The sequence below is a fragment of the Nonomuraea sp. NPDC051941 genome, assembly GCF_044593615.1.
The window spans coordinates 21,402-46,467 of sequence record NZ_JBIUCF010000027.1; the positions used below are offsets into that span (position 1 = coordinate 21,402).

Genomic DNA, 25,066 nt, shown 5'->3' on the forward strand with positions numbered 1-25,066 from the left:
AGAGCACCATGAGACGCACGGCGACGCTCGCCGTCTTCGCGCTCCTGCTCGGCCTGCTCACCGCCCTCCCGGCGCGGGCCGACCTGCAACACCCGCGCCAGGCGTTCCTGCGCAACTCGATCGCCGGCCTCTTCCTGCACTGGGGCGAGCGGACCTCGCCGCAGCACACCAGTTGCAGCGCGTGGGAGGCCGACGTCACCAACGGCGGCTGGAGCGCCTCCTACTGGGTGAACGAGGCCAAGAAGCTGCACGCCCAGTACATCGTGCTGGCCACCTTCCACAGCCGGCTCGGCTACGCCCGGCCGTACCCGTCGGCGATCCCGGGCTCCTGCCGCACCACGCGGGACTTCCTCGGCGAGCTGATCGACGCCGCCGACGCGCAGGGCCTGAAGGTCATCCACTACATGACCGACGACCCGCAGTGGCACAACGAGGGCCTGTCGTCGGGGTCGTGGCTCAACTCCTCGGCCTTCTCCAGCTACGTCGGCCACGACGTGGACCTGACCACCCGCGACGGGTTCGGCGAGTTCAGCTACCTGCAGTTCTTCGAGCAGATGCAGCGCTATCCCAAGCTCGCCGGGTTCTGGATCGACAACGACAACGCCTACTGGGAGCGCAACGACCTCTACGCCAAGATCTACCAGCAGCGCCCCGACATGACGATCTCGAACAACAACGAAGACACGCCGATCATGGACATGATCAGCAACGAGCAGAAGACCGGCATGACGCCGTCGTACGACTACCCGCAGGCGGTCTACACGGCGCTGCCGCGGCTGATCGAGGCCGACTTCAAGCTGCCCACCGGCGGCCCCTGGTGGTACGGCGGCTCCGACCAGGCCGTGGACCGCAAGCTCACGCTCGGCCGGCTCATCACGAACGCGGGGTCGTCGATCAAGGCGCTGATGGCAGAGACCGCCATGGTCAACGGCAAGTTCCCCGCCCAGCAGGTCAGCTTCAACAACTTCGCGAACACGTACCTGGAGGAGATCTGGGAGTCGCTCGGCGGCACGGAAGGCGGCGGCTACATGTTCGGCGGGCTCAAGCCGGGCTTCTGGAACAACGGCGCGCACGGCGTGACCACCGTCGCCAAGGACGACCCCAACCGGCACTACATCCACGTGATCACGCCGCCGTCCGGCAGCACGCTGTCGCTGCGCGACAACGGCTACCGGGTCGGCTCGGTGACGAACCTGCGCACGGGCGCGCCGGTCGCGTTCACGCAGTCGGGCGGCACGCTGACGCTCAGCGGGATCTCCGGCTGGGATCAGTACGACACCGTCTTCAAGGTCGTCACCAGCGGCCGTCAGGGCATCTACACCGGCGTCACGCTCTCGGCGAGCTCGTCCACCAGCGGCCACGGCGCGGCGGCGGCGGGTGATGGGAACTACCTGACCTACTGGGACAGCGACGCCGCCGAGCCCGCGCGGCTCACGTTCGACCTGGGGTCCGCCAAGCCCGTCCAGTATCTGGCGTTCAACCAGCGGGAGGACTCCACCGTCTACCCGTCGTCCGGGTCGGCGCGGATCTCCGGCTACCAGGTGCACGTCAGCAACGACGGCTCGACCTGGGGGAGCGCGGTCAAGACCGGGACCGTGCCGAACGCCCGCGGCGTCCAGTTCATCGACCTGAGCGGGGTCACCGCCCGCTACGTCCGGCTCTCCAAGACCGGGCACCACGGCGTCGCCCGCTGGCGGGTGGACGAGGCGTGGGTCGGCGGCCAGTACGCGGGCGGCGGCGGCTCCACCGGAACCCGCTACGAGGCCGAGAACGCGACGATCTCGCAGGGCGTCGTCGAGTCCAACCACGCGGGCTACTCCGGCACCGGCTTCGTCAACGGCGACAACGTCACCGGCTCCTCCACCGAGTGGACGATCAACGCGCCCGCGGCCGGAACCGCCACGATCGCGCTGCGCTACGCCAACGGGACGACGACCAGCCGCCCGGCGGCCGTCACCGTGAACGGCGGCGCTGCCCAGAACCGCGACTACCCCGGCACCGGCGCCTGGACCACCTGGGCGACCGACACGTTCACCGTCCCGCTCAACGCAGGGGCCAACACGCTGCGGGTCACCGCGACGACCGACGGCGGCAACCCGAACCTCGACTGCATCGACGTCACGACGGGAGGCGCCTCATGAGGGCGTTATTCGCGGCACTGGTGCTGGCCGCCACGTGCCTGACCCTGCCCGCGGCACCGGCCGCCGCCTCGGACAACGGGCTGTCGATCAGGCCCGCGATGGGCTGGAGCAGCTGGAGCTTCGTCCGCCGCTGGCCCGACGAGACCAAGATGAAGGCCCAGGCGGACGCGCTGGTCAGCAGCGGGCTGGCCGACAAGGGCTACGTCTACGTCAACCTCGACGACTTCTACCAGAAGTGCGACTCCAACGGCTTCGTCGTCGACGACTACGGCCGCTGGGCGGTCGACACCGCCAAGTTCCCGTCCGGGATCAAGGCGCTGGCCGACTACGTGCACGCCAAGGGGCTGAAGTTCGGCTTCTACGTCACCCCGGGCATCGCGAAGAACGCCGTCACGGCCAACAAGCCGATCGAGGGCACGTCGTACCACGCGCAGGACATCGCGGACACCTCGCAGACCCACAAGAACTACAACTGCAAGAACATGTACCGGCTCAAGTACTCCCATCCGGGCGCGCAGGCGTTCATCAACTCGTGGGCCGACCAGATGGCCTCGTGGGGCGTGGACTACCTCAAGATCGACGGCGCGGACGCGTCGACGGTCGCGGACGTGGAGGCGTGGGACAAGGCGCTGCGCCAGACCGGCCGGCCGATCAACTTCGCGCTCTCCAACAACCTGCCGATCGCCCAGGCCACCACCTGGAAGCGGCTGGCCAACAGCTGGCGCACCCAGGGCGACGTCGAGTGCTACTGCGGGTCCGGCCCGAACGGCAGCGGCTACCCGCTCACCGACTGGTCCCACGTCGTCAGCCGGTTCAACTCGGCCGCCTCCTGGCAGCAGTACGCCGGTCCGGGCGGCTGGAACGACTACGACTCGCTGCAGATCGGCAACGGCGACCAGGTCGGGCTCACCGCCGACCAGCGCCGCTCGCACATGACGCACTGGGCGATGGCCGCCAGCCCGCTGCTGCTCGGCACCGACCTGACCGCGCTCACTTCCGTCGACCTGGCGATGCTGAAGAACGACCGGCTCATCGCGGTCAACCAGGACGGCGTGGCCGCCCAGCGCGTCGTCAACAGCGGCGTCAACCAGGTGTGGCGCAAGCGGGAGGCCAACGGCGACTACATCGTCGCGCTCTACAACACCGGCACGTCGGGCAACTCCACGGTGAGCGTCACCTGGGCGCAGGCCGGCTTCACCGGCCCGGCCGCCGTCACGAACCTGTGGTCGGGCGCCTCCGAGGGCACCGTCGCCACCTCCTACAGCGCCACCCTGCGCCCCGGGGAGACCCGCCTCATCCGCGCCCGGCCGGCCGCCGCCGCGACCCGTTACGAGGCCGAGAACGCGACGATCTCCCAGGGTGCCGCCGAGTCGAACCACTCCGGCTTCTCCGGCACCGGGTTCGTCAACGCCGACAACGTGACCGGCTCGTACGTCGAGTTCACCGTGAACGCCGCCGAGGCCGGCTCGCGCACCGTCACCATCCGGTACGCCAACGGCACCTCGGTGAACCGGCCGATGACCGTCGCGGTCAACGGCGCCGCCGTCCAGACCCGCGACTTCCCCGGCACGGGCGACTGGGACACCTGGGCGGACGCCACGCTCACGGTGTCGCTGAACGCCGGGGCCAACACCGTCCGCCTGACGGGCACCACCGCCAACGGCGGACCCAACGTCGACTACCTCGACGTCTCCTGAGACGTCCGCTGATCGGAAGGAACGCCTGTGCACCCCCCACGCTTACGCCGCCTCGTCATCCTGGCCGTCGCCTGCCTGGCCGTCACGGGTCTGGTCGCGTTGCCCGCCCGGGCCGCGACCGTGCGGTACGAGGCCGAGAACGCCACCAACGTCCAGGGCGTCGTCGAGTCCAACCACGCCGGGTTCTCCGGCACCGGCTTCGTCAACAGCGACAACGCCGCGGGCCCGTACACCGAGTGGACGGTGAACGCGCCCGCGGCCGGCACCGCCACGCTCGCCATCCGCTACGCCAACGGCACCACCACGTCACGCACCACCGACGTCTCGGTCAACGGCACGGTCGTCTCGGCCGGGCGCACGTTCGGCCCGACCGGAGCCTGGACCACGTGGGCCACCTCCACCCTGACCGCCACGCTCGCCGCGGGCGACAACAAGATCCGCGTCACCTCGACGGCCTCGGGCGGCAACCCCAACCTCGACTACCTCGAGGTCACCATGGCCGACGCGCCCGCGACCGAGTACCAGGCCGAGGCCGCCACGCTCTCGGAAGCCTCGGTGGCGACCAACCACACCGGCTACACCGGCTCGGGCTTCGTCGACTACGTCAACGCCGTGGGCGGCTACATCGAGTGGTCCGTCAACGTGGCCGAGGCCGGCACGCACACCCTCACGCTGAGGTACGCCAACGGCACGACCGTCAACCGGCCGATGACCGTCGCGGTGAACGGCGCCGCCGTCCAGACCCGCGACTTCCCCGGCACCGGCAGCTGGGACACCTGGGCGGACGCCGCGCTGACGGTGTCGCTGAACGCCGGGGTCAACACCGTCCGCGCGACCGGCACCACCGCCAACGGCGGCCCCAACGTGGACCGGCTCTCGGTCAGCGGCTCCGGCGGGCCCGACGGGCAGGCGCCGACCGTGCCCGCGGACGTCCGCGTCACCGGCACCTCGGCCGCCAGCATCACGCTGGCCTGGACGGACTCCGCCGACAACGTGGCCGTCACCGGCTACCGCGTCTACGAGGGGACGACCGTGGTCACGACCACGCCGACGGCCGGCGCCACGATCGGCGGGCTCACCGCCGGGTCCACGCACACGTACACGGTCACCGCGATCGACGCGGCGGGCAACGAGTCCGGGCACAGCGCCGCGGCCACCGGCACGACCGGCAGCGGCGGCACCGGACCGACGGCCGACCAGCTCCTCGCGAAGGTGACCGCGTGCAGCCAGATCTCCAACGGCAAGTACAAGACGGACTCCGACGTGAGCTCGGCGACGGTCGCGGTGTGCGAGAAGACCGGGGCGGTGTTCTGGAAGGGCGACATGGACATCGACTGCGACGGGGTGCGCACGACGCAGTGCAACGAGAACACCGACTGCTGCTTCCAGCCCGACACGGCCTGCCACACCAGCGGGGACTCGCCGCTCAACGCGGCGCAGCTCGCGTACATGGTGGTGCCGAGCACCAGCTCCATCTGGGACTACCGGACGAAGGGCATCGGCTGCGGCACCGTGGTGGCGATCGTCTACAACGGGCAGGTGGAGTACGCCGTGATGGGTGACACGGGGCCGAGCGGGATCATCGGCGAGGCGTCCTACCGGACGGCGGCCGACCTCGGCATCAACCCCGACCCGAGCAACGGCGGCACGGACAGCGGCGTCACGTACATCGTCTTCACCGGCTCCGGCACCAAGGTCCAGACCATCGAGAACCACACCCAGGCCGTCACCCTGGGCCGCACGCTGGCCCAGCGTTTCCTCGACCAGAACTGACGCGCGCCGCCGCACACCCCCATCCTTTACGGCTGCGCACGCTGGGCCGCGCGCCGATCTTCAGGCCCATCCTTTACGGCTGCGCACGCTGGGCCGCACGCGCCGACGTCGGTGACCGTCCGTCCTGGCCGGTCGTGAAGGCTCACGGGTCGCTCGCCGTGACGACGCGCATCCTGGGCCGGCTCCGTGGTCGTCCTGACCGCGGAGCCGGTCCGTGTTCATGAACGGCCGAGGATGCCGGCGGCCCGCTCGCGCATCTCCACCTTGCGGATCTTGCCGGTGACCGTCATGGGGAACGCGTCCACCACGTGCACGTACCGGGGGATCTTGTAGTGGGCCAGGCGGCCCGCGCAGAACTCCCTGACCCGCTCGGCCGTCAGCGGCTCGACGCCCGGCCGCATGACGATCCAGGCCATCAGCTCCTCCCCGTACTTCTCGTCGGGCACCCCGATCACCTGCACGTCGGCGACGTCCGGGTGGCCGTAGAGGAACTCCTCGATCTCGCGCGGGTAGATGTTCTCGCCGCCGCGGATCACCATGTCCTTGATGCGGCCCACGATGCTGACGTAGCCGTCGGCGTCCATGGTGGCCAGGTCGCCGGTGTGCATCCAGCGGGCGGTGTCGATGGCCTCGGCCGTGGCGTCGGGCTGGGCCCAGTAGCCGAGCATGACCGAGTAGCCGCGGGTGCACAGCTCGCCCGGCACGCCGCGGGGGAGCGCCAGCCGGGTCTCCGGGTCGACGACCTTGACCTCGATGTGCGGCATGACGCGGCCGACGGTCTCGGTGCGGCGGGCCAGGCCGTCTTCGCGGCGGGTCATCGTGGACACGGGTGAGGTCTCGGTCATGCCGTAGCAGATGGCGACCTCGGTCATGTTCATCTCGCTGACGACGCGTTTCATGACCTCGACCGGGCACGGGGATCCGGCCATGATGCCCGTTCTGAGCGTCGAAAGATCGAAATTTCCGGACCCGGTCAGCAGGGCCAGCTCGGCGATGAACATCGTCGGCACCCCGTACAGGGACGTGCACCCCTCGGCCTGCACGGCGCGCAGCGTCGCCTCCGGGTCGAACCCCGGCGAGGGCAGCACAATGCACGAGCCGTGCGAGGTCGCGCCGAGGTTGCCCATGACCATCCCGAAGCAGTGGTAGAGCGGCACCGGCAGGCACACCCGGTCGGCCTCGGTGTAGCCGAGCAGCTCGCCGACGAAGTAGCCGTTGTTGAGGATGTTGTGGTGGGACAGCGTGGCGCCCTTGGGGAAGCCGGTCGTGCCCGAGGTGTACTGGATGTTGATCGGGTCGTCGAACGTCAGCCGCGCCGCCCGCTCCGCCAGCAGGGCCGGGTCGGCGCGCCTGCCGCTCTCGACCAGCTCGTCCCAGCCGGGCTCGCCGATGAACACCGCGTCCCCGAACCCGATCTCGTCGATCATCGCCCGGTAGTCGCTGCTCTTGTGCGTGACCGCGCTGACGAGCAGCCGCATGCTCGACTGCTTGACGACGTAGGCCAGCTCGTGGGCCCGGTACGCGGGATTGACGTTCACCAGGATCGCGCCGATCTTGGCGGTGGCGTACTGGACGAGCACCCATTCGGCGCAGTTGGGCGCCCAGATGCCGACCCGGTCGCCCTTGCCGATGCCGCGGGTCAGCAGGCCGAGCGCCACCTCGTTCACGGCGGCGTCGAGCTGCGCGTAGGTCCAGCGGCGTCCGGCCGCCACGTCCACCAGTGCCTCGCGCTCGCCGAACCGCGCCACGGTGCGCTCGAAGTTCTCGCCGATCGTCTCGCCCAGCAGGGGGACCTCGGACCCGCCCGAGGCGTACGAGAGCAGTGCGTCAGCCATGAACGGAGAATTCCCCCGGACCCGGCCCGGCACCACCCCCTTTCGGGGGTGGCTCTCCGCCATGGGCCTCGTCCATGCTGGACCCATGGCCGCACCGTACGCGCCCATCGATCGTGAGGCGTTCCAGACCGCCGTCGGCCGGCTGCGCCGGGCGACGGGCCTGCCGGTGGTGTTCGGCGGCGTGGTGGGGTCCCGCTCGCTCGGCGTGACGCTGACGGAGTTCAGCGGCACCCTGACCGGCGCGCTGCGCGGCCTGGTCGTCGGCGCGGGCAACGGGCTCGGCGGCCGGGTGATCACCACCGCGCGCCCCGGCACCGTCGACGACTACGCCGCCGACCCGCGCATCAGCCACGAGTACGACAAACCCGTGATCGCCGAAGGGCTGCGGGCCATCGCGGCGGTGCCGGTCACGGTGGACGGCGGCGTGTCCGGCGTCCTGTACGGCGGGATCCGCGAGCCCCTGTCGATCAGCGACCGCGTGGTGGACGCCATGACCCAGGTCGCCGCGCGGGTGGGCTTCGAACTGGCCGTCAGGCGGGAGGTGGAGCGGCGGCTGGCCGAGATGGAGACCGCGGCGATCACCCGGGCCGCCCGCGAGTCGCCGTCCGCCGGCGAGTGGGAGGCGGTCCGCCAGGCGCACGCCCAGCTCAGGGCCATCACCCAGGACGTCGCCGACGCCGGGCTCCGGGCCCGGCTCCAGGACGTGTGCGACCGGCTGGCCCGCCCGGACGGCCGGACCCCGGAGCGGCCGAGCCCGCTGTCGCCGCGCGAGCTCGACGTCCTCGCCCTGGTCGCCGTGGGCTGCGGCAACGCGGAGACCGGGGAGAGGCTCGGGATCCGGGCCGAGACGGTCAAGAGCTACCTGCGCAACGCGATGCGCAAGCTGGGGACGCACACCCGCATGGAGACGGTGATCGCCGCCCGCCACCGCGGCTTCCTGCCCTGACCGGCGCTCAGTTGCCCTGCGGGTGCGTGCTCCAGTACTCGTCGGCGGCGGCCTGGATGTCCGTCAGGACCTTCTGGTAGGTGTCCGGCTTGACGACGAAGGCGCCGAAGCCGTCCAGCGCGGCGGTGAGCACCGGGGGCGGGGTGGCCTCGAAGTAGCGGTTAACCAGGCGGTAGTCGCCGCTGCCCGCTGCCTTGCTGACCTCGGCGATGGCCTGGTCGGCGATGGCGACCTTGGGGTTGGCCGAGACGTCGCCCCTGGCCGTGGCCCACTTCTCCTGGGCGGACGAGCTCACCCACCACTTGAGGTATTTGGTGCTCGCGTCGGGGTCGGGCGCCTTGGCCAGCGAGCAGAGCGGGCCGCTCTCGAAGATCATCGAGGTCTTGGGCAGCGCGGGGTTGACGTTCGGGATGACGAAGAAGCCGTAGTCGTCTCCCGCCTTCATGTCGCGCTGCGTCATGCTCGTGTTGAACCACGTGCCGAACGACACCATCGCGGCCTTGCCGGTCTTGAGCACGTCGCCCGGGTCGGTCTTGTCGCCGGGGTTGTTGAAGTAACCGGCGTCGATCATCGACTTCCACCGCTTCATCACGTCGACCACGCCGGGGTCGGTGTACTTCGCCTGACCCGTCGAGAGGCGGTCGTAGAGGTCGGGGTCGGTGCCGGCCAGGAGCTGCTCGAACCAGACGAAGGAGAACAGCACGCTGGTGTGGTAGAAGGCCTTGACGCCGTTCTTCTTCAGCGTCTCGGCGACCTTGACCAGCTCGTCCCACGTCGCCGGCGGCTTGAGCTGATACTTGTCGAAGACGCTCTTGTTGTAGAACATGCCCCAGTACGCCGCGTTCAGCGGCACGCAGTACTGCTTGCCGCTCACCGTGTAGTACTTGGCCAGGTCGGCGGACAGATCGCCGTTCTTGATCGCCTCCTGCCAGATGGCGGTCGTGTCGGAGACCTGCTTCTGCGCGACGATCTCGGCCAGCCGCCCGCCCGTCGTCCAGGTGAACAGGTCGGGCTTCACGTCCGTGCGGAACGACGCCTTGATGAACGCCTGGTACGTCGGCTCGTCGGTGTAGCCGACCGGCTTCATGGACAGGCCGATCTGCTGCTTGGACAGGCTGCCCATCTCGTCGAAGTATTTGCTCCAGGCGCCCTTGTCGTTGTAGAGCTTCAGCTCCGTCTTGCCGGCGGCCTGCTTGGGCGCGGATCCGCCGGAGGAGCAGGCGGTGATAGCGAGACAGATGACGGCGGCGACACCAAGTGACCGGATCATGCCCGGCCTCCTCTTCGATCTTGGGGGGATTAAGTCATCTAATCACTTGATATCTTGGCTGTCCAGAGGGACGACGGCTCGCCGCGTAACCTCCCGGTAACATCGCGGGGCCATGCCGTACCGCTCCTGGAAGAGCCGGCCGAAATACGACTGGCCGGAGAAGCCGCAGCGCTGGGCGATCCGGCCGATGCCCTCCGTCGTCGTGGTCAGCAGCAGGGCGGCGTGCTCCAGCCGCCGCCCGACCACGAACCCGATCGGCGTGCACCCGTAGTGCCTGCGCATCGAGCGGGCCAGATGCCCCGGGCTGACGGCGGCGAGGGACTGCAGCCGGGGCAGGCCCTCGCGCAGGTTCTCCTCGCGCCGCATCGCGACGCAGGCCGAGACCAGCCAGCCGGGCCGCCGGTCCACGGCCGTCCCGTCGGCGCCCTCCAGCAGCGGGACGACCGCCGTCAGCAGCCCGACCAGGTCGAGCACGCGGGGCACGCCGGAGTAGGCGGCCAGCAGACGGCCGAACTCCGCCGCCACCGGCCCGTCCAGGTCGGCGCGGGCCGACAGCGGGAGCTCCCGGCGGTCCCAGTCCGCCGGTCCCGCCAGCCCCGCCAGGTCGGCGAAGGCCCGCCAGCGCTCGCTCGGGAAGGCGATGTTGACGAAGCGCATGCCGTCGGCCGAGGCGAACTCGTGCCGGTCGTGCGGCCGTACCAGCACCACGTCCCCGGCGCGCAGCGGCTGCTCCGCCTCGCCGACCCGCTGCACGCCCGCCCCCGCGGTCACGAAGACCAGCTCGTGGAAGTCGGCGTGGGAGTGCGGCTCCGGCCGGTCCCTGCGGCCGCCCTTCACCGGCACCAGGGCCGCGTGGTACGGCAGACCGGCCGCGAACTCGACCCAGCGCAGGACGGTCGGCATGTCAGGAAATTAATACTTGTGGAGCGGTGATTACTAGTAACCCGTCCCGCGAAGACCGAAGAATCCGAGTGACGCCCCACCCTCACAAGGAGCGCATGGTGAGAGTCGACCGGACCCTTCAGGACTACGACCGCGACGGCTACACGATCTTCCGTGACGTCCTCGACCGCGACCTGATCGCCGAGGCGAGCGAGCACGTCGCCTGGCTCCAGGCCAAGCACCCCGACCTGAACGGCGAGGACCTGGGCACCGAACTGGTCGCCCGCGACCCCTTCTGGGTGCGGCTGGTCGGCGACGACCGGCTGCTGGACATCGCCGAGCTCTTCGTCGGCTCCGACATCGCGCTGTTCGCCTCGCACTACATCAGCAAGCCGCCCTTCTCCGGCAAGCCGGTCCTGTGGCACCAGGACGGCGCGTACTGGCCGCTGGAGCCGATGCGCGTCGTCACGCTCTGGCTGGCCGTGGACGAGGCCACGACGGAGAACGGCTGCCTGCGCGTGATCCCCGGCTCGCACCGGCAGGACCTGCACGAGCTGCGGCAGCGCGACGACATCGACAACGTGCTCGGCTCGGAGAGCGCGGTGACGGTGGACGAGTCACAGGCCGTGGACCTCGTCCTGGCGGCGGGCGACGTGGAGGTCCATCACCCCAACATCCTGCACGCCTCCAACGCCAACACCTCGCCGCACCGCCGCTGCGGCCTGACCATCCGCTACATCCCGACCTCGACCCGGATCACCAGCGAGGAGCAGCCGTTCGTCTCGGCACTGCTGTTCCGCGGGGACCCGGGCGTGAACGTCTACCAGCCGTTCCCTGCGTACGTGGAGGGCGAGCACATGCCCTTCGCGGGAGCGGGTCGTCACGCGCGGTAGGCGATGTCCCCGTCGAGCATGGTCAGCCACGCGTCCACGCCGGACAGCGCGTCCGCGGGCAGGCTCCGGACGTCGCCGTCCAGGACCACCACGTCGGCGAGCTTGCCGGGCGTGAGCGACCCGATCCGGTCCTCCATGCGCAGGGCGTACGCCGCGTCGATCGTGTGCGCGCGCAGCGCCTCCTCCAGGGTGATCGCCTGCTCAGCCCCGGTCGGGCCGCCCTCCCTGGTGCGGCGGCGCACCGCGTTCGACACCGTCTCCATGGGCCGCAGCGAGGAGACGAACGAGTCGCTGGACAGCACCGGGCGCAGCCCCGCGTCCAGCTCCTCGCGGATCGGCTGCAGCCGGTGCGCGCGCCGCTCGCCGAGCCGGCGCACGAAGTCGGTGCCGCTGTCGTACAGGAAGTTGGGCTGGTTGACCGGGATCACGCCGAGCGCGGCGAACTCCCTGACCTGGGCGGGCGTCGGGTGACCGCAGTGCTCGATCCTGGGCCGGGCGTCGTCGCCGGACACCGCCACCGCGGCCTTGATCGCTTCGACGGAGTAGCCCATGGCCCGGTCGCCCTGGGTGTGGATGCCGATCTGCCAGCCCGCCGTCGCGGCCCGGCGTACGAGGTCGACGAGCTGCTCGGGCTGGTGGTAGAGCGAGCCGGTGAAGCCCTCGCCGTACGGCTCGTCGAACATCGCCGTGCCGCCCAGCAGCGTGCCGTCGCAGTAGAACTTCATCGCGCCGAACCGCAGCCGGTCGTCGCCGAACGGGCCCGCCGGGCCGATCGAGGACAGCTCGTCCAGCATGTGCGACAGCGGCATGACCGCCGTACGCACCGGCAGCGTGCCCGCCTCCCAGGCGGACCGGTAGACCAGCAGCTCGCGGCGCGAGACCTGCGGGTCGCACACGGTCGTCACCCCGGCCCGCAGGTACGTCTCCCCGGCCAGCTCCAGCCACGACCGCAGCTGCTCCAGGGGCAGATCGACGTGGAAGTTCGGGCCGTGGCAGCCGATGTCCACGGCCACCGGCAGGAGCAGCTCCATCGCCGAGTCCAGCACCATGCCGGTCAGCCGCCCGCCCTCGTCGCGTACGAACGCGCCGCCCGCCGGGGTACTTGGCGTCGTCCATCCCGTACGCCCTGATCCACTGGCCCGCCGGGGTCCTGGCTGCCTCGGCGGCGACGGCGGCGACCAGGTCGGCGGCGCTGCCCACGGCCGGGTAGCGCGCGTCCACCGCCACCAGCGTCTCGGCGGTGGACAGCAGGTGGTTGTGCGGGTCGATGAAGCCGGGCAGCACGCTGCGCCCGCCCGCCCGCACGACCTCGGCCCCCCGGCCCGCCTGGGCGAGGACGTCCTCCTCGCGCCCCACGGCCAGAATGCGGCCGTCGCGTACGGCCAGGCGTTGACCGTCGCCCAGGCCATGACCCTGCCCGGCATGCGCATGCGGCTGCTGGCCGGGCGCGCCGGCCTGTCGCGCGTGGTCCGCTGGGCGCACGTGTCCGAGCTGGCCGACCCCGTGCCGTGGCTGCGCGGGGGCGAGCTGGTGATGACCATCGGGCTCGGCCTGCCGGGCGACCCCACCGGGCTGCACGCGTACGTCGAGCGGCTGTCGGGGGCGGGCTGCGCCGGGCTCGCCTTCGCGCTCGGCGAGGCCGTGACGGCCGTGCCGGAGGAGGTGCTGGCCGCCGCCGACCTCCAGGGGCTGCCGGTGCTGGAGATCCTGACCCCGTTCATCGCGGTGACCGAGGCCGTCGCCCGGTGGCACGCCGACGAGCGCGTACGCGGGGAGCGGCGCGTCGTCGCCGCCCAGGAGGCCATGGCGCGGGCCGCGCTGCTGTCGGGCACCTCGGGCATCCTGCGTGCCCTGGCCGAGCACACCGGTGGCGAGTCCCTGCTGCTGGACCCGCAGGGCAAGCCCAGGGCGGCCACGCCGGCGGGGGAGCAGCCCTGGCACGCCCGGGCCCTGGAGATGGCGCGGGGCGCGGCCCGGCTGAGCGCGGGCGTGCTGGACGACGGCATCCAGGCCGTCCAGGTGCAGAGCCTCGGCTTCTCCGGGCCGCCGACCGGCTGGCTGGCGGTGTGCACGGGCTCGCCGCTGGAGTGGCACGCCAGGATGCTGGCCAACCAGGCCGCCTGCCTGCTCGCCATGGAGCTGCTCGGCGTGCGGCCGGCCGGGCCAAGGCGCAGGCCCAGCGGGGCGCGCTGCTGGCCGCGGTGCTCGACGGCGGGCTGTCGCCGCGCCAGCTCGGCGAGCTGTGCCCGGTCGCGGCGCCGCCGTACGAGGTGGTCGTGACGGCGGTGCCGGTCCCGCCGGAGGCGGCGATCGAGGCGCTGGAGGAGGTGGCGGCGGACGTCGAGGAGCTGGCCCTCGTGTGCGCCCGGCCGGAGGGCACGGTGTTCGTGCTGCCGGAGCGAACGCCCCGGTGGGGTACGGAGCTGTGCGCGCGGCTGGGCGTGCCGGGCGGCGGCTGCCGGGCGCTCGGCCTGGACGAGCTCCCCTCGGCGGTACGGCACGCCGCCACCCTGGCCGCCCGGGGCGACGGCTACCTCCACGTCGACGACCTCGAGGCGTCCGCGCTGCTCAGGGACGCCTTCGTGCCCGACGCCGCGCACCGCTTCGCCGCCGCCGCGCTCCGACCGCTGCGCGAGTACGAGGCGCGGCACGGCGGCGACCTGGTCGACTCGCTCCGCGCGTACCTGGAGGCGGGATCGAACCTGGAGACGGCCGCGCGGCGGCTGGGCGTGCACCGCAACACCCTGCGCCGCCGCCTGGCCGTCGCCGAACGCGTCTCGGGCCGTCCCCTCACCGACCCCGGGCACCGGCTCCAGCTCTGGCTGGCCCTCTCCCTCGGCGACCTCGTGCCTCCCGGCTAGAGCCCATGGCCGGGCGTTCCTTCAGGGCGGGCGGGTGATCAGGTGGCGAGGGGGAGGGACAGGACGAGGCGGACGCCCCGGGTGAGGGGCTCGGCGCGGACCGCGCCGCCGTGTGCCTCGGCGATCTGGCGCACGATGGCCAGCCCCAGCCCCGAGCCGGGCAGCGAGCGGGCCGCCTTGGCGCGGTAGAAGCGGTCGAAGACGAACGGCAGGTCCTCGGCGGCGATGCCGGGCCCCTGGTCGGCGACCGACAGCGCGCCGGTCGCGGTCACCTCGACCAGCACCTCCCCGCCCGGCGGGCTCCACTTGATCGCGTTGTCGACCAGGTTGGCGGCGGCGCGTTCGACGGCGTCGGGATCGGCGTGGACCAGGCACTCGGCCAGCTCGCCCCGCAGCCGGACGTGCGGCGCCCGGCCCCGCGCCCTGGCGATCACGCGCTCCGCGACCAGGTCGAGGCGGACGTCCTCGGTGTGGATCTGGACGTCGCCGTACCTGGCCAGCTCCACCAGGTCGTTGACCAGCACCCGCAGCTCGCCGGCCTGCGCGCGGGCCTCGTGGACCAGGGCCGGGGCCTGCGGGTCGGCGGTGCCGCGCCCCTCGCCCAGCAGTTCGAGGTTGGTGATGAGGCTGGTCAGCGGGGTACGCAACTCGTGCGAGGCGTCGGCGACCAGGCGCCGCTGGGCCAGCAGGGACTCGTTCAGCGCGCCGGTCATCGTGGTGAACGAGCGGGCCAGCCGGGCGACCTCGTCGCGCCCGCTGCCGTCGAGCCCGCCCGCGGTGAGCGTACGGGTGGCGGTGACGTGCTCGACCACCTCGGTCAGGCGGCCGATGGGGCGCAGCACGCGCCCGGCGAGCAGCCGCGCCCCCATCCCGGCGATCAGCGCGCCGCCCAGGATCAGCGCCCCCAGCAGGAGCTTCAGGCTGTTCAGCGTGTCGTCGTCCCGGTCGAGCGGGAACGCGGTGCGTACCAGCGCCTGATCGATTTGGCCCAGCGGAGCCGTGTAGACGCGGTAGCGCGCCCCGCCGTAGCTCACCTCCTGGAAGTACGGCGGGAACTTGCCCCACGCGACCCCGGTGTCCCTGTCGGAGAGCGGGACGAAACCGGTGGTCGGCCCCGGATTCACGGGAGGCGGGAAGAACTGCAGCAGCGTGTTGCCCACGGAGACCGGATAATCCGGCAGGGGCGCGCGGGTGGCCTTGAACGAGGCCAGCAGCTGGGGCGCCTGCCCGGCGGCCAGCACCAGCTCGCCGTCGTGCTGGCCGCCCAGCCCGCTCGCCATCGCCGGATAGACCACCAGCGAGGCGATCAGCAGGGCCGCCGCCACCACGGCCGCCCCGGCCAGGGCGACCCTGGTCCGCAGCGTCACGGCTCCTCCCGCAGCACGTACCCCAGCCCGCGCACCGTCTGGATCAGCCGCGGCTCGCCCCCGGCCTCCAGCTTGGCCCGCAGGTAGCTGATGTAGACCCACAGCGCGTTGGACGACGGGCCGAAGTCGTACCCCCAGACCGCGTCGAAGATCACGCCGCGGCTCAGCACCCGGTTCGGGTTGCGCAGGAACACCTTCAGCAGCGTGTACTCGGTCCTGGTCAGGTCGAGCACCCGCGCGCCGCGGGCGGCCCGGCAGGCGGCGGTGTCCAGCTCCAGGTCGGCGAAGCGCAGCACCTCCTCGGCCGCGCCGCTGCGCCGCAGCAGCGCGCGCAGGCGGGCCCGCAGCTCCTCCAGCGCGAACGGCTTGACCAGGTAGTCGTCGGCCCCGGCGTCCAGCCCCGCGACCCGGTCGGCGACCAGGTCGCGGGCGGTGAGCATCAGGATCGGCGTGCGGTCGCCACCGGCGCGCAGGCGGCGGCACACCTCCAGCCCGTCCAGGCCGGGCATCATGATGTCCAGCACCACCGCGTCCTGCCGCCCGCCCCCGGCCGCCTCCAGGGCGCGCAGGCCGTCGGCGGCGGTGCTCACGTGATAGCCCTCACGGGCGAGCGCGCGCGTCAGCGAACGGCGCACCGCCTCGTCGTCGTCGGCCACAAGGACGTGCATGATCCCACTCTCCTCGCTGTGCCCGCCACCGCCCACCCCTGAGCGCCTGCTGACGGCCGGGCGGTCAGGATCCCGGGGTCTTGACGGCGTCCGGCCTGATGTCCTCTCCCTGTACGAAGGACCGCTTGAAGTCGGCCAGCGCCTGGTTCAGCCGCTCCGCCGACACGCCCAGGCGCTCGGCTATCGCGGCGAACTCCGGTGATTTCGGATTTATCCCGCCTTTCTGGCTGAGGAGGTTCAGCTCCTCCTCGGCGGCGGTCGCCCGGTCGAGCCCGACGCCCAGCGAGGCCGCCAGCGCCTTGGCCAGCATCCCGTTCTCGACGGGATGCTCCTGCTTCTTCACGTCCTGCTTCTTCACATCGGGCTTCGTCATGTCAGGCGAGCACTTGCCGTCGAGTTCCGCGGCCTTGGCCGCCTTGGCCTTCGCGATGTCGGCAGGCGTGCACGCCGCCGCCTTGGCGCACGGGTCGCCGGCAGGTGTGCACGTTGCGATCTTGGCGCACGGGTCGTCGGCGGGGTCGCGCTGGGACGAGGCCGCCAGCGCCCCCGACCCGCCCAGCGTCAGCACCAGCACCATGCCGGCGGCCAGGCCCGCCTTGCGTCGGTCCATGTCGCGTCTCCTTCTCCCGACCGGCCGGCCTCTCCGGCCCGGTGGCTGCCGCCAGCCAACCCGGCCCACCTTCACCCAGCCGTCGGCGAACCTTAGAAACGCCCTAGAGCGGGCGGGGCAGCGCATGGGTGTGAGCGCGGCCGGGTGGAATGCGTCGGTGGTGGTGATGGCCGAGCGGACGTCATGACGGAGTGTTGGTGATTGCCCAAATATGTGTGGATAGCTCATGATTGGCGGCTGTGGACCGTTCCCGCACTGTCGTGCGCGAGCGCGCCGGGTCGGGTGGGGGACTCGTAGATCAGGGGGTGCCATGCTCGACATCCAGGTCCTCGGACCACTCCAGGCCAGTCTGCACGGCCGCAACGTGGACCTCGGCCCGGCCAGGCAGCGGGCCGTGCTCGCGCGCCTGGTGGCGGCGGGCGGCCAGGTCGTGTCGGCCGACCGGTTCATCGACGACCTCTGGCAGGGCCAGCCGCCGCCCAAGGCGCTGGCCGCCCTCCAGGTCTACGTCTCGAACCTGCGCCGCGCGCTGGAGCCCGACCGCCCGCCGCGCGCTCCGGCCACGGTGATCGTGAGCGCCCCGCCCGGGTACCGGCTCCGCCTGGCCGAGGAGAACGTGGACGCGTGGCGGCTGCCCGGACTGATCGACGCCGCCGGGAAGGCGCTGCAGCAGGATGCGGCGGCGGCCGCGTACGACCTGCTCGACGAGGCGCTGGGGCTCTGGACGGGGTCCGCGTACGGGGAGTTCCCCGAGGAATGGGCGGTGCCGGAGGCGACCAGGCTGGCCGAGCTGCGGCTGATCGCCGTCGAGTACCGGGCCGAGGCCGCGCTCATGCTGGGCCGCCACGCCGAGGCGGCCCCGGAGCTGCGCCGGCACGTCGACCGGCATCCGCTGCGCGAGAACGCCGTCCGCCTGCTGGCCCTGGCCCACTACCGGTCCGGCGGCCAGGCGGAGGCGCTCTCGGTGCTGCGCCGGGCCAGGGAACAGCTGGCCGACGAGTTGGGGGTCGATCCCGGCCCGGTGTTACGCGCCCTCGAACAGGACATCCTGCGCCAGTCAGACTCCCTGAACGCGCACCCCGTACCCAGCCCGGAGCCCGCACCCGCGCAGGATCCGGTGCCCGCTCCCGGGCCCGCGCTCGTCGGCAGGGAGCGCGAGCTGGCCGTCCTCCGGGAGGAGGCCGCGCACGCCGCCCAGCGCACGGTCTGGCTCGGGGGCGAGCCGGGCGCGGGGAAGAGCGCGCTGGCCGAGGCGTTCGCGGCGGAGCTGGGGGAGCGCGGATGGCGGGTGGCCATCGGCCGCTGCCCGGAGATCGACGGCGACGCGCCGCCCGCGTGGGCGTGGAGCGAGGTCGTCCGCCGGCTCGCCGCCGCCCGCCCGCCGGACGACCCGGCCGGGCTGGCGCCCCTGCTGCACGACGGCGTGGCGATCCAGAACCAGTTCCGGCTGGCCCGGTCGGTGGCCGACTACCTGGCGGCCAACGCGCCGCTGGTCGTCGTGCTGGAGGACGTGCACCGCGCCGACGGCGAGACCCTGCACCTCCTGCGCCACCTCAAGCCCACGGCCAAGCTGCTGGTCCTGGCCACCCACCGGCCCGCCGAGGCGACCGACGACCTGGCCGCCACGCTGGCCGCCCTCGCCGCCGGGAGCAGGCACCTGGAGCTGCCCGGACTCGGCGAGTCCGACGTCGCCGCGCTGCTCGCCCGCCACTGCGAGCGCGAGCTGGGGCCGGCGACCGTGCGCACGATCGCCGAACGCACGCTCGGCAACCCCCTGTTCGTCTGCGAGATCGCCCGGCTGCTCGCCTCCGAGGGGCCCGCCGCCGCCGAGGCGCTACCGCCCGGCGTGCGCGACCTCATCCGGCGCAGGATCAGCCGCCTGCCCGCCAGCGCCCAGACCGTGCTGCGCAACGCCGCCGTCATCGGCAGGGACGCGGACGTGGACGTCCTGATCGCGCTGCACGACGGGGACGAGGACACGGTCTTCGACGGGGTGGAGGCCGGGGTCCTGACGGGGCTGCTGGCCGAGCCCGGCCCCGGCCGGCTGCGGTTCACGCACGTCCTGGTCAGGCAGGTGCTGTACGAGGACACCGCCAGGATCCGCCGTACCCGGCTGCACGGGCGGGTGGTGACGGCGCTGGAGCGGATCCGCCCCGGAGACGTGGCGGCGCTGGCCCATCACGCGCTGGAGGCGGCGGCGCCGAGCGCGGTGCGGTACGCGCGGGCGGCGGCCGTACAGGCGTCCGGCCTGCACGCGCACCGGGAGGCGGCGGCGCTGTGGCGGGCGGCGCTGGAGTTCGCCGAGGACGACGAGACCAGACTGGAGCTGCTGTGCGGGCTGGTGTCGGCGCTCGGGCACGCGGGCGACGTCATCGGCGCCGTGGCCGCCCGCACCACCGCCGTCGAGACGGCCCGCTCACTCACGGGGCGCGTCGCAGGCAGGCCGGTCGCCAGGGCGCTGACCTCGTACGACGCGCCCGTGATCTGGACAATCCAGCAGGACTCCCGCTACGACGAGGACTTCGTCGCGGCGGTGCGGTCGGAGCTGGCCGCGGGACCCGACGACGAGACGCGCTGCCGGCTGCTGGCGGCGCTCGTCTTCGCGCTGGAGGGGCACGACGACGTCCGGGTGGACGGCGCCGGAGCCGAGGCGGTGGCGCTCGCGCGCCGGCTCGACCGCCCCGAGCTGCTCTGCCTGGCACTCAACGCGCGCTACTTCGCCGTGCTCTCCCCGGACCAGCGCGACGAGCTGGAGGCCATCGGCGGCGAGCTGCTGGAGCTGGGGAGCACCCACCGGCTGGTCGCCTACCTCACGCTGGGCCACAGCGCGCTGCTCATGGCCGCGTTGGGCCGCAACGACGTGGCGGCCGCGGCGCGCCACGCCGACCGCGGCGTGGCGGTCTCCACCAGCGGCCAGCTCGGCCTGTCACTGGTGATCATGACGCTCTTCGGCGCGCAGCGGAAGCTGGTCGAGGGCGACTTCGACGCCGCGGAGGCCATCTACACCGGGGTCTCCCGGCAGATGGCCGAGCGCGGCGGCGCGAACGCCGAGGCGCTGGGGATACTGGGCAGGTTCGTGGTGCGGCTGGCCCGCGGCAACGTGCGCGACTCGCTGGACGAGCTCGCCTTCCTGTGGGAGCACGTGCCCAACGACGGCACGGCCGAGCTGTACGCGGCGGCGCTGGCGGCGGCGGGCGAGCCGGAGGCCGCCAGGCGGGTCTGGCAGCCCGGGGCGTCCCAGTCGCTCGACTACTACTGGCTGCTGTGGGAGGGGCTGCGCGCGCAGACCGCCGTCGCGCTGGGGGACGTCGAGGTGGCCGTCCGCTGCTACCACAACCTGCGGCGGTGGGACGGGGAGCTGGCCGGGATGCACAGCGGGTCCGTCACTCTAGGCCCCGTCGCGCTGCTGCTCGGAGACCTGGCGCGCCTGATGGGCCAGGATCCGGACGCGCACTACGCGCGGGCGGAGGAGGTCGCGGAACTGGTCGGCTCGCCCCACTGGGCCCGGGAGGCCCGTGAGAGGCGGGGTCACCTGCCGTAGCCGAAGATCAGCGCCTGGCGGCGCCGGTGACCGCGGTTGAGCAGCCTGAGCAGGAGCGCGAGCACCGGCCCCGCCAGTTTGCGCAGCTCGGCCAGCTCCTCCGGCCGCGCGTACTGGCCGATCCGCGGCAGGTCGAAGCCGATGTCCCCGCCTTTGCGCACCTCGTCCTCGACCGACTTCCAGTCCGCCTCCGACACGTATTTCGCGATGACGGGGAAGAGCAGCCGCTCCTCCTCCTCGATGTGCTCGTCGAGGAGGTCGGCGAGCGTCGTCAGGGCCTTGGCCATCCGGCCCGCCGCCGCCCGGTCCGTGCCGAGCCGGGCAGCGGCGGCGGTGATCTCCTCCAGCAGCGGGTCGAGCTCGGCGTGGTCGTCGCTCAGGTCGCTCAGGTCCACCTCGGCGCCGGCCGAGCGCACGATGACGGGCCAGAGCACGTTGTCCTCGGCCTGGTGGTGATGGTGGATGCCGGCGCACAGCTTGGTGGCGAACGTGGCGATGGCGTCGAGCCGGGCCGGATCCGCCCGCTCCTCACCGGCGGCGAGCCCGCTCATCAACGTGGCCAGGCGGCGCGCGTCGCCGCGCATGGCGCGGTGCGTGATGCGGAATCCGAGCATGTTGGGGGCCATGGGGTGCTCCTTCGATCGGGGGATGCCACCAGGGTGCGCCCCCGGACTTAGACCTCCCTTGGCGACGACTTGGCGCGGACTCATCACCTCCGTACGGCGCCAATGTGGACAGCCCCTGAACCCCCTCCGCCGCGTCGGTCACGTCACCAGTCGCGGGTCGCGATCAGCTCCTCCATGTCCGCGTCCGCGAACCCGGAGGCCGTCGCCACGAACCAGAAGTCCTCGGCGATCACCTCGCGCGCCACCGTCTCCATCTGGCTGCCGGCCTCCAGGAACTCGACCGCCAGCTCGTTGAACTCGTCCGTCGCCGCCTGCGTGAGGACGTACAGCGCCGCGAGGTCCGACGGCCGCTCGGCCTCGATCCGCTCGCACAGGCGCAGCAAGATGTTCCTGCCCTTGTCGACGAGCCGGCGAGGGTAGTAGGCGTCGTCATACATGCCCTTGAGGAAAGGGTGGCCGGTGATGGGCACCTTGATCTCCTTCGCGCCGTGATCCGGTGTGCCGATCCTGCCCGACGCCACCGACAACGGCCAGTATGGAGCGCATGAACGCAAAGCCCGGGCGTCCGCGTCTGTTACGTGAGCTGAATGATCGAGCCGCGCTGGAGCTGCTCGGCTCGTCGGGAGCGCTGACCCGGGCGCAGGTGAGCGAGAGGACCGGGCTGTCGAAGGTGACGGCCAACCACGTCCTGTCCCGCCTGGAGGAGCGCGGCGTGGTCGTCAGGGCCGGTGTGCAGGAGGGCGGACGCGGGCCCAACGCCGTCCTCTACGGGCTCAACCCCTCGTGTGGCCATGTGATCGGGGTCGAGGTCTACCTGGACACGACGACCGCCGTGCTCGCCGACATCACGGGGCGGGTGCTGGCCGAGACGACGGTCCCGACCGAGGCCGCCGTGGATCCGGCCGAGGCGATGCACGCGATCGTGGAACGCCTCACCCGGACCGCGCGGATCGACCCGGCGCAGGTGCGGGCGTGCGTGATCGGTCTGCCCGCCGTCATCGATCCTGGTACGAGCCTTGTTCACTTCTGCTACGACATGCCCGCGTGGTGCGGGGACGTGCGCGAAGTCCTCCACCGGAGGCTGCGGCTGCCCGTCACGATCGACAACGACGTCAATCTCGCCGCGATGGCGGAGCGGGCGCTGGGGGCCGCGAGTGACGTACGCAACTTCGTCCTGGTCTGGATCGGACGTGGGCCTGGCTCGGCCGTCATGGTGGGCGATCAGCTCTTTCGGGGGACCGTGGGCGCGGCCGGTGAGCTCGGCTGGATGCCCGTCCCCGGGGCGGCCGTGAGCGACGGCGGCTTCGACCGCAGCCGCCATGAGGTGGGGGCCGCGTTCCAGTCCCTGGTGGGCTGGCGGGCGGTGCAGGAACTCGCCGAGAGGCACGGGATCGCGGCCGAGGACGCCGAGCGCAGCGTGGCGGGGGCGGTGGGGAGTGCGGCGGGGGCGGGCTTCCTCGATGAGCTGGCCCGGCGGATCGCGTTGGGGGTCGCGTCCATCTGTGCCGTTCTCGATCCCGAACTCGTCGTGCTGGGCAGCCACGTCGGTTCCGCCGGAGGCGATGAACTCGCCGGCCGCGTCCAGCAGGCGGTGGCGCGCATGTGCCTGGCCAGGCCGCGGGTGGAGGCGAGCGCGATCCTGGACAGGCCCGTGGTGCGCGGCGCGCTGCTGGTCGCGGTGGAGCAGGCACGTGAGCGGGTGTTCTTCGCCGACCTGTGAACGGCGTCGGCCTGAGGGCTCGCCGACCTGGGCAGCGCCCGGAATGATCGCTAATCTGCCACAATGTCATCCCATTATCGAGCGCCTGGCGCGTTAGCACTCGCGGCGGCCGTCGCGCTCACCACGACGTCGATCGCACCGGCGCACGCGGCGCCCACCGCCGCCGAGGATCGGGTCTTACGGGTCTACAACAACAACATCGAGAACCTGGTGAGGAACAACGCCGACGGCACGTGCACGCGGGTCTCGGGCCCGGACCACCTCGCCTCGATGCTGGTCGACGACGACGGCAAGACGGGCACCTCCGGCGTACAGGCCCCCGATCTCCTGATCGTGCAGCAGGTGCGCGGCACCGGGCAGGCCACGGCCTACGCCGACCAGCTCGGGGGCATGTTCGGATATCCGGCGGGCACGTACAAGGCGATCGTGGCCTGGGACAACCCCGAGGAGTGGGGCAGCACGCACAAGTGCAGCCAGCAGTCGCTCGGCGACCTGAAGAAGCGGCAGACCAACGCGATCATCTACAACACCCGAACGCTGGGCCTCGCGGCGGGCGACATCTCGAAGTACTGGAGCGCGGGCTGGTTGAAGCCCGGGACCTCGTACGCCGGCGGGGCCGGTTGCACGCTGTACAAGCCGCCGGACAGCGACGACGGCACCACCAACCAGTACAAATGGAAGCGCACGAGCGCCATCGCGGCGAGGTTCACGATCAAGGAAACCGGGACGACGGTCTTCGCCGCGACCATGCACCTCCCGGAGCAGAACGGCGCGAACGCCTGCGCGGGCGCGGGCGACACGGGCATCGCGAACTCCGGCATCCACGTCGGCGCGGACGCCACGAGCCTCATGAACGCGTCGACGATCCGCGTGATCGGGATCGACGCGAATCGTACGAACATCGCCGCCACGACCCTCGGCGGCTTCGGCATGACCGGCTACGGAGCGAAGACGACCTCCGGTTCCAGGAAGATCGACTACCTCTTCGTCAAGGGCACCGTGCGGTCGTCGAGCATCGACCACACGGTGAGCAGCACGAAGTCGAACCATCTCGCGCTGTACGGCTTCATCGAGTTCTGAAAACGCCGGGTACGGATCGGCGGCGCGCACCTGCGCGGGCGGCCCGCGCGCGCAGGTGCGCGGACGACGGGACGGCTCACTACACAGCCACTATAAGATCGCCACAAATCCGGTTCGGGTCTTGTCAAAACGATAGTGAAGGTGATCATCTCCGCCTTAAGATCACTTCCATGCTGATTCGCCGGACATTACGGATGATCACTGCTCTGGCCGCGACCTGCACCGTCGCGATCGCCGGGGGCGTGGGGACGGCCCAGGCCGAGGAAGCCCACGTGTCATCCCAGGGGCAGTTGCTGTTCTACAACCACGCCTACAGCGTGGTGGACCGCGAGACGGCGGACGCCGTCGAGAACTCCGCCTACCTGCGCGAGTTCGCCAACTTCGAGGTCCGGACCACGACCGGTGGCGGCCTGACCTGGAAGGGCCGCTACCTCAAGGGCCGCGAGACCTACATGGAGCTGTTCAGCGAGGGCGACCTGCCCGGCCAGGACGCTCTCTTCGGCTCCGCCGGGCTGGCCGTCTCGACCGAGCGCGCCGGCGACCTGGCCAAGGTGACCGCGCAGCTGAAGGCCCAGGGCGTCTCCGACCCGGCCGAATACCGCCAGACGCGTGACTTCGGCGATGGCGTCCCGATCCCGTGGTTCGACACCATCCGCACCACCTCCGCCCAGTACGAAGCCTTCGACCCGTGGGCGATGGAGTACTTCCCCGAGTACTTCGCCGACCCGCGCAGCCAGACCGAGCCGGAGAGCTACCCCGGTGACGTCAGCCGGGAGCGCTACCTGCCCGACACCTACCAGGACCGCCTGATGCGGGACATCACCTACATCTGCATCGGTGTCACCGCGCGGGACCTGGCCATCGCGCTGCCGGTGCTGCGAGCCGGCGGGTTCGACGTCGCGACCGTCGGGGGCGGCGCCATCGCGACCGGCGGTGGCACCACCATCCAGCTCGACTCCGTCGCGCGTGAGCAGGCGGGCCTGAAGCGGGTCTCCATGTCGCTCAACCGCGCCGTGGAGACCCGGCACGAGGAGCGGATCGGACGTTCGACCCTCGCCGTGGGCCCGGGTGCCCGCGCCGAGTGGACCTTCGACGCCCCGCAGTAACACTTCCTCCAGGCGCCCGGCCGGCTGACGACGCTGATCGTCGCCGACCG

At 71.9% G+C, this 25,066-nt stretch carries 19 protein-coding genes and 1 pseudogene; 11 read left to right on the forward strand and 9 right to left on the reverse strand.

Annotation, left to right across the window (positions count from 1 at the left end; translation table 11 throughout):
* The first annotated feature begins 8 nt into the window (after positions 1-8).
* The 3 genes from ACIHFD_RS37450 to ACIHFD_RS37460 are packed head-to-tail and all read left to right on the forward strand — an operon-like array spanning position 9 to position 5,611.
* Entirely contained in the window at positions 9-2,141 is a 2,133-nt protein-coding gene (locus tag ACIHFD_RS37450) for a discoidin domain-containing protein (RefSeq protein ID WP_397371011.1), read from the forward strand.
* Positions 2,138-3,838: a CBM35 domain-containing protein gene (locus ACIHFD_RS37455; protein ID WP_397371012.1), complete on the forward strand. Its 1,701-nt coding sequence runs from the start codon at positions 2,138-2,140 to the stop codon at positions 3,836-3,838. The genes ACIHFD_RS37450 and ACIHFD_RS37455 overlap by 4 nt, the downstream gene beginning before the upstream one ends.
* 27 nt (positions 3,839-3,865) lie before the next feature.
* Positions 3,866-5,611, forward strand: a complete 1,746-nt coding sequence (locus ACIHFD_RS37460; RefSeq protein WP_397371013.1) for a CBM35 domain-containing protein — start codon at positions 3,866-3,868, stop codon at positions 5,609-5,611.
* Positions 5,612-5,829: 218 nt separating this feature from the next.
* Here ACIHFD_RS37460 and ACIHFD_RS37465 read toward each other — a convergent pair whose 3' ends face one another.
* Positions 5,830-7,446, reverse strand: coding sequence for an AMP-binding protein (locus ACIHFD_RS37465; protein ID WP_397371014.1), 1,617 nt, complete (start codon positions 7,444-7,446; stop codon positions 5,830-5,832).
* A gap of 85 nt (positions 7,447-7,531) precedes the next feature.
* On the opposite strand from ACIHFD_RS37465, the gene ACIHFD_RS37470 reads away from it, so the two are divergent.
* Positions 7,532-8,392, forward strand: a complete 861-nt coding sequence (locus tag ACIHFD_RS37470) for a LuxR C-terminal-related transcriptional regulator (RefSeq protein ID WP_397371015.1) — start codon at positions 7,532-7,534, stop codon at positions 8,390-8,392.
* Positions 8,393-8,399: 7 nt separating this feature from the next.
* Here the strand turns inward: ACIHFD_RS37470 and ACIHFD_RS37475 are convergent, their stop codons facing one another.
* Positions 8,400-9,662, reverse strand: a complete 1,263-nt coding sequence (locus ACIHFD_RS37475) for an ABC transporter substrate-binding protein (protein WP_355210338.1) — start codon at positions 9,660-9,662, stop codon at positions 8,400-8,402.
* A 42-nt stretch (positions 9,663-9,704) separates the two neighbouring features.
* Positions 9,705-10,565 carry an AraC family transcriptional regulator gene (locus tag ACIHFD_RS37480; protein WP_397371016.1) on the reverse strand — a complete coding sequence of 287 codons (861 nt, stop codon included), beginning with the start codon at positions 10,563-10,565 and terminating at the stop codon, positions 9,705-9,707.
* A 95-nt stretch (positions 10,566-10,660) separates the two neighbouring features.
* Here ACIHFD_RS37480 and ACIHFD_RS37485 point away from each other — a divergent pair, with 95 nt between their 5' ends.
* Positions 10,661-11,437 (forward strand): phytanoyl-CoA dioxygenase family protein, encoded by a 777-nt coding sequence (locus ACIHFD_RS37485; RefSeq protein WP_397371017.1) that lies wholly within the window; start codon positions 10,661-10,663, stop codon positions 11,435-11,437.
* Here the strand turns inward: ACIHFD_RS37485 and ACIHFD_RS37490 are convergent.
* Positions 11,425-12,793 (reverse strand): annotated as a pseudogene (locus ACIHFD_RS37490) (amidohydrolase). The gene ACIHFD_RS37485 and the pseudogene ACIHFD_RS37490 overlap by 13 nt on opposite strands.
* Here ACIHFD_RS37490 and ACIHFD_RS37495 point away from each other — a divergent pair.
* Both ACIHFD_RS37495 and ACIHFD_RS37500 read left to right on the forward strand, forming a co-directional pair.
* Positions 12,695-13,717, forward strand: a complete 1,023-nt coding sequence (locus ACIHFD_RS37495) for a PucR family transcriptional regulator ligand-binding domain-containing protein (RefSeq protein WP_397371018.1) — start codon at positions 12,695-12,697, stop codon at positions 13,715-13,717. The pseudogene ACIHFD_RS37490 and the gene ACIHFD_RS37495 overlap by 99 nt on opposite strands.
* The gene (locus ACIHFD_RS37500; RefSeq protein WP_397371019.1) at positions 13,639-14,298 is read left to right on the forward strand and encodes a PucR family transcriptional regulator; all 660 of its coding nucleotides are present in this window, start codon (positions 13,639-13,641) and stop codon (positions 14,296-14,298) included. Before ACIHFD_RS37495 ends, ACIHFD_RS37500 begins: the two co-directional genes overlap by 79 nt.
* Before the next feature lie 38 nt (positions 14,299-14,336).
* Here the strand turns inward: ACIHFD_RS37500 and ACIHFD_RS37505 are convergent, their stop codons facing one another.
* The 3 genes from ACIHFD_RS37505 to ACIHFD_RS37515 form a co-directional block, all read right to left on the reverse strand.
* Positions 14,337-15,665: a sensor histidine kinase gene (locus ACIHFD_RS37505; RefSeq protein WP_397371020.1), complete on the reverse strand. Its 1,329-nt coding sequence runs from the start codon at positions 15,663-15,665 to the stop codon at positions 14,337-14,339.
* The gene (locus tag ACIHFD_RS37510) at positions 15,662-16,333 is read right to left on the reverse strand and encodes a response regulator transcription factor (RefSeq protein WP_192791537.1); all 672 of its coding nucleotides are present in this window, start codon (positions 16,331-16,333) and stop codon (positions 15,662-15,664) included. Before ACIHFD_RS37510 ends, ACIHFD_RS37505 begins: the two co-directional genes overlap by 4 nt.
* Before the next feature lie 64 nt (positions 16,334-16,397).
* Positions 16,398-16,943 carry a hypothetical protein gene (locus ACIHFD_RS37515; protein WP_397371021.1) on the reverse strand — a complete coding sequence of 182 codons (546 nt, stop codon included), beginning with the start codon at positions 16,941-16,943 and terminating at the stop codon, positions 16,398-16,400.
* A gap of 310 nt (positions 16,944-17,253) precedes the next feature.
* On the opposite strand from ACIHFD_RS37515, the gene ACIHFD_RS37520 reads away from it, so the two are divergent.
* Positions 17,254-20,484, forward strand: coding sequence for a BTAD domain-containing putative transcriptional regulator (locus ACIHFD_RS37520; protein WP_397371022.1), 3,231 nt, complete (start codon positions 17,254-17,256; stop codon positions 20,482-20,484).
* Here the strand turns inward: ACIHFD_RS37520 and ACIHFD_RS37525 are convergent.
* Together ACIHFD_RS37525 and ACIHFD_RS37530 are read right to left on the reverse strand one after the other, a co-directional pair.
* Positions 20,472-21,110 carry a hemerythrin domain-containing protein gene (locus ACIHFD_RS37525; RefSeq protein WP_397371023.1) on the reverse strand — a complete coding sequence of 213 codons (639 nt, stop codon included), beginning with the start codon at positions 21,108-21,110 and terminating at the stop codon, positions 20,472-20,474. The two genes, ACIHFD_RS37520 and ACIHFD_RS37525, sit on opposite strands and share 13 nt — an antisense overlap.
* 143 nt (positions 21,111-21,253) lie before the next feature.
* Positions 21,254-21,580 carry a DUF5713 family protein gene (locus tag ACIHFD_RS37530; protein WP_397371024.1) on the reverse strand — a complete coding sequence of 109 codons (327 nt, stop codon included), beginning with the start codon at positions 21,578-21,580 and terminating at the stop codon, positions 21,254-21,256.
* A 74-nt stretch (positions 21,581-21,654) separates the two neighbouring features.
* Between ACIHFD_RS37530 and ACIHFD_RS37535 the strand changes: the two genes are divergently transcribed.
* The 3 genes from ACIHFD_RS37535 (at position 21,655) to ACIHFD_RS37545 (ending at position 25,016) form a co-directional block, all read left to right on the forward strand.
* Entirely contained in the window at positions 21,655-22,830 is a 1,176-nt protein-coding gene (locus ACIHFD_RS37535) for an ROK family protein (protein ID WP_397371025.1), read from the forward strand.
* A gap of 63 nt (positions 22,831-22,893) precedes the next feature.
* On the forward strand, positions 22,894-23,910 hold the full coding sequence (locus ACIHFD_RS37540) for a hypothetical protein (RefSeq protein WP_397371026.1): 1,017 nt from the start codon (positions 22,894-22,896) through the stop codon (positions 23,908-23,910).
* Positions 23,911-24,080: 170 nt separating this feature from the next.
* Positions 24,081-25,016 carry a DUF5829 family protein gene (locus ACIHFD_RS37545; RefSeq protein ID WP_397371027.1) on the forward strand — a complete coding sequence of 312 codons (936 nt, stop codon included), beginning with the start codon at positions 24,081-24,083 and terminating at the stop codon, positions 25,014-25,016.
* The last annotated feature ends 50 nt before the right edge of the window (positions 25,017-25,066 follow it).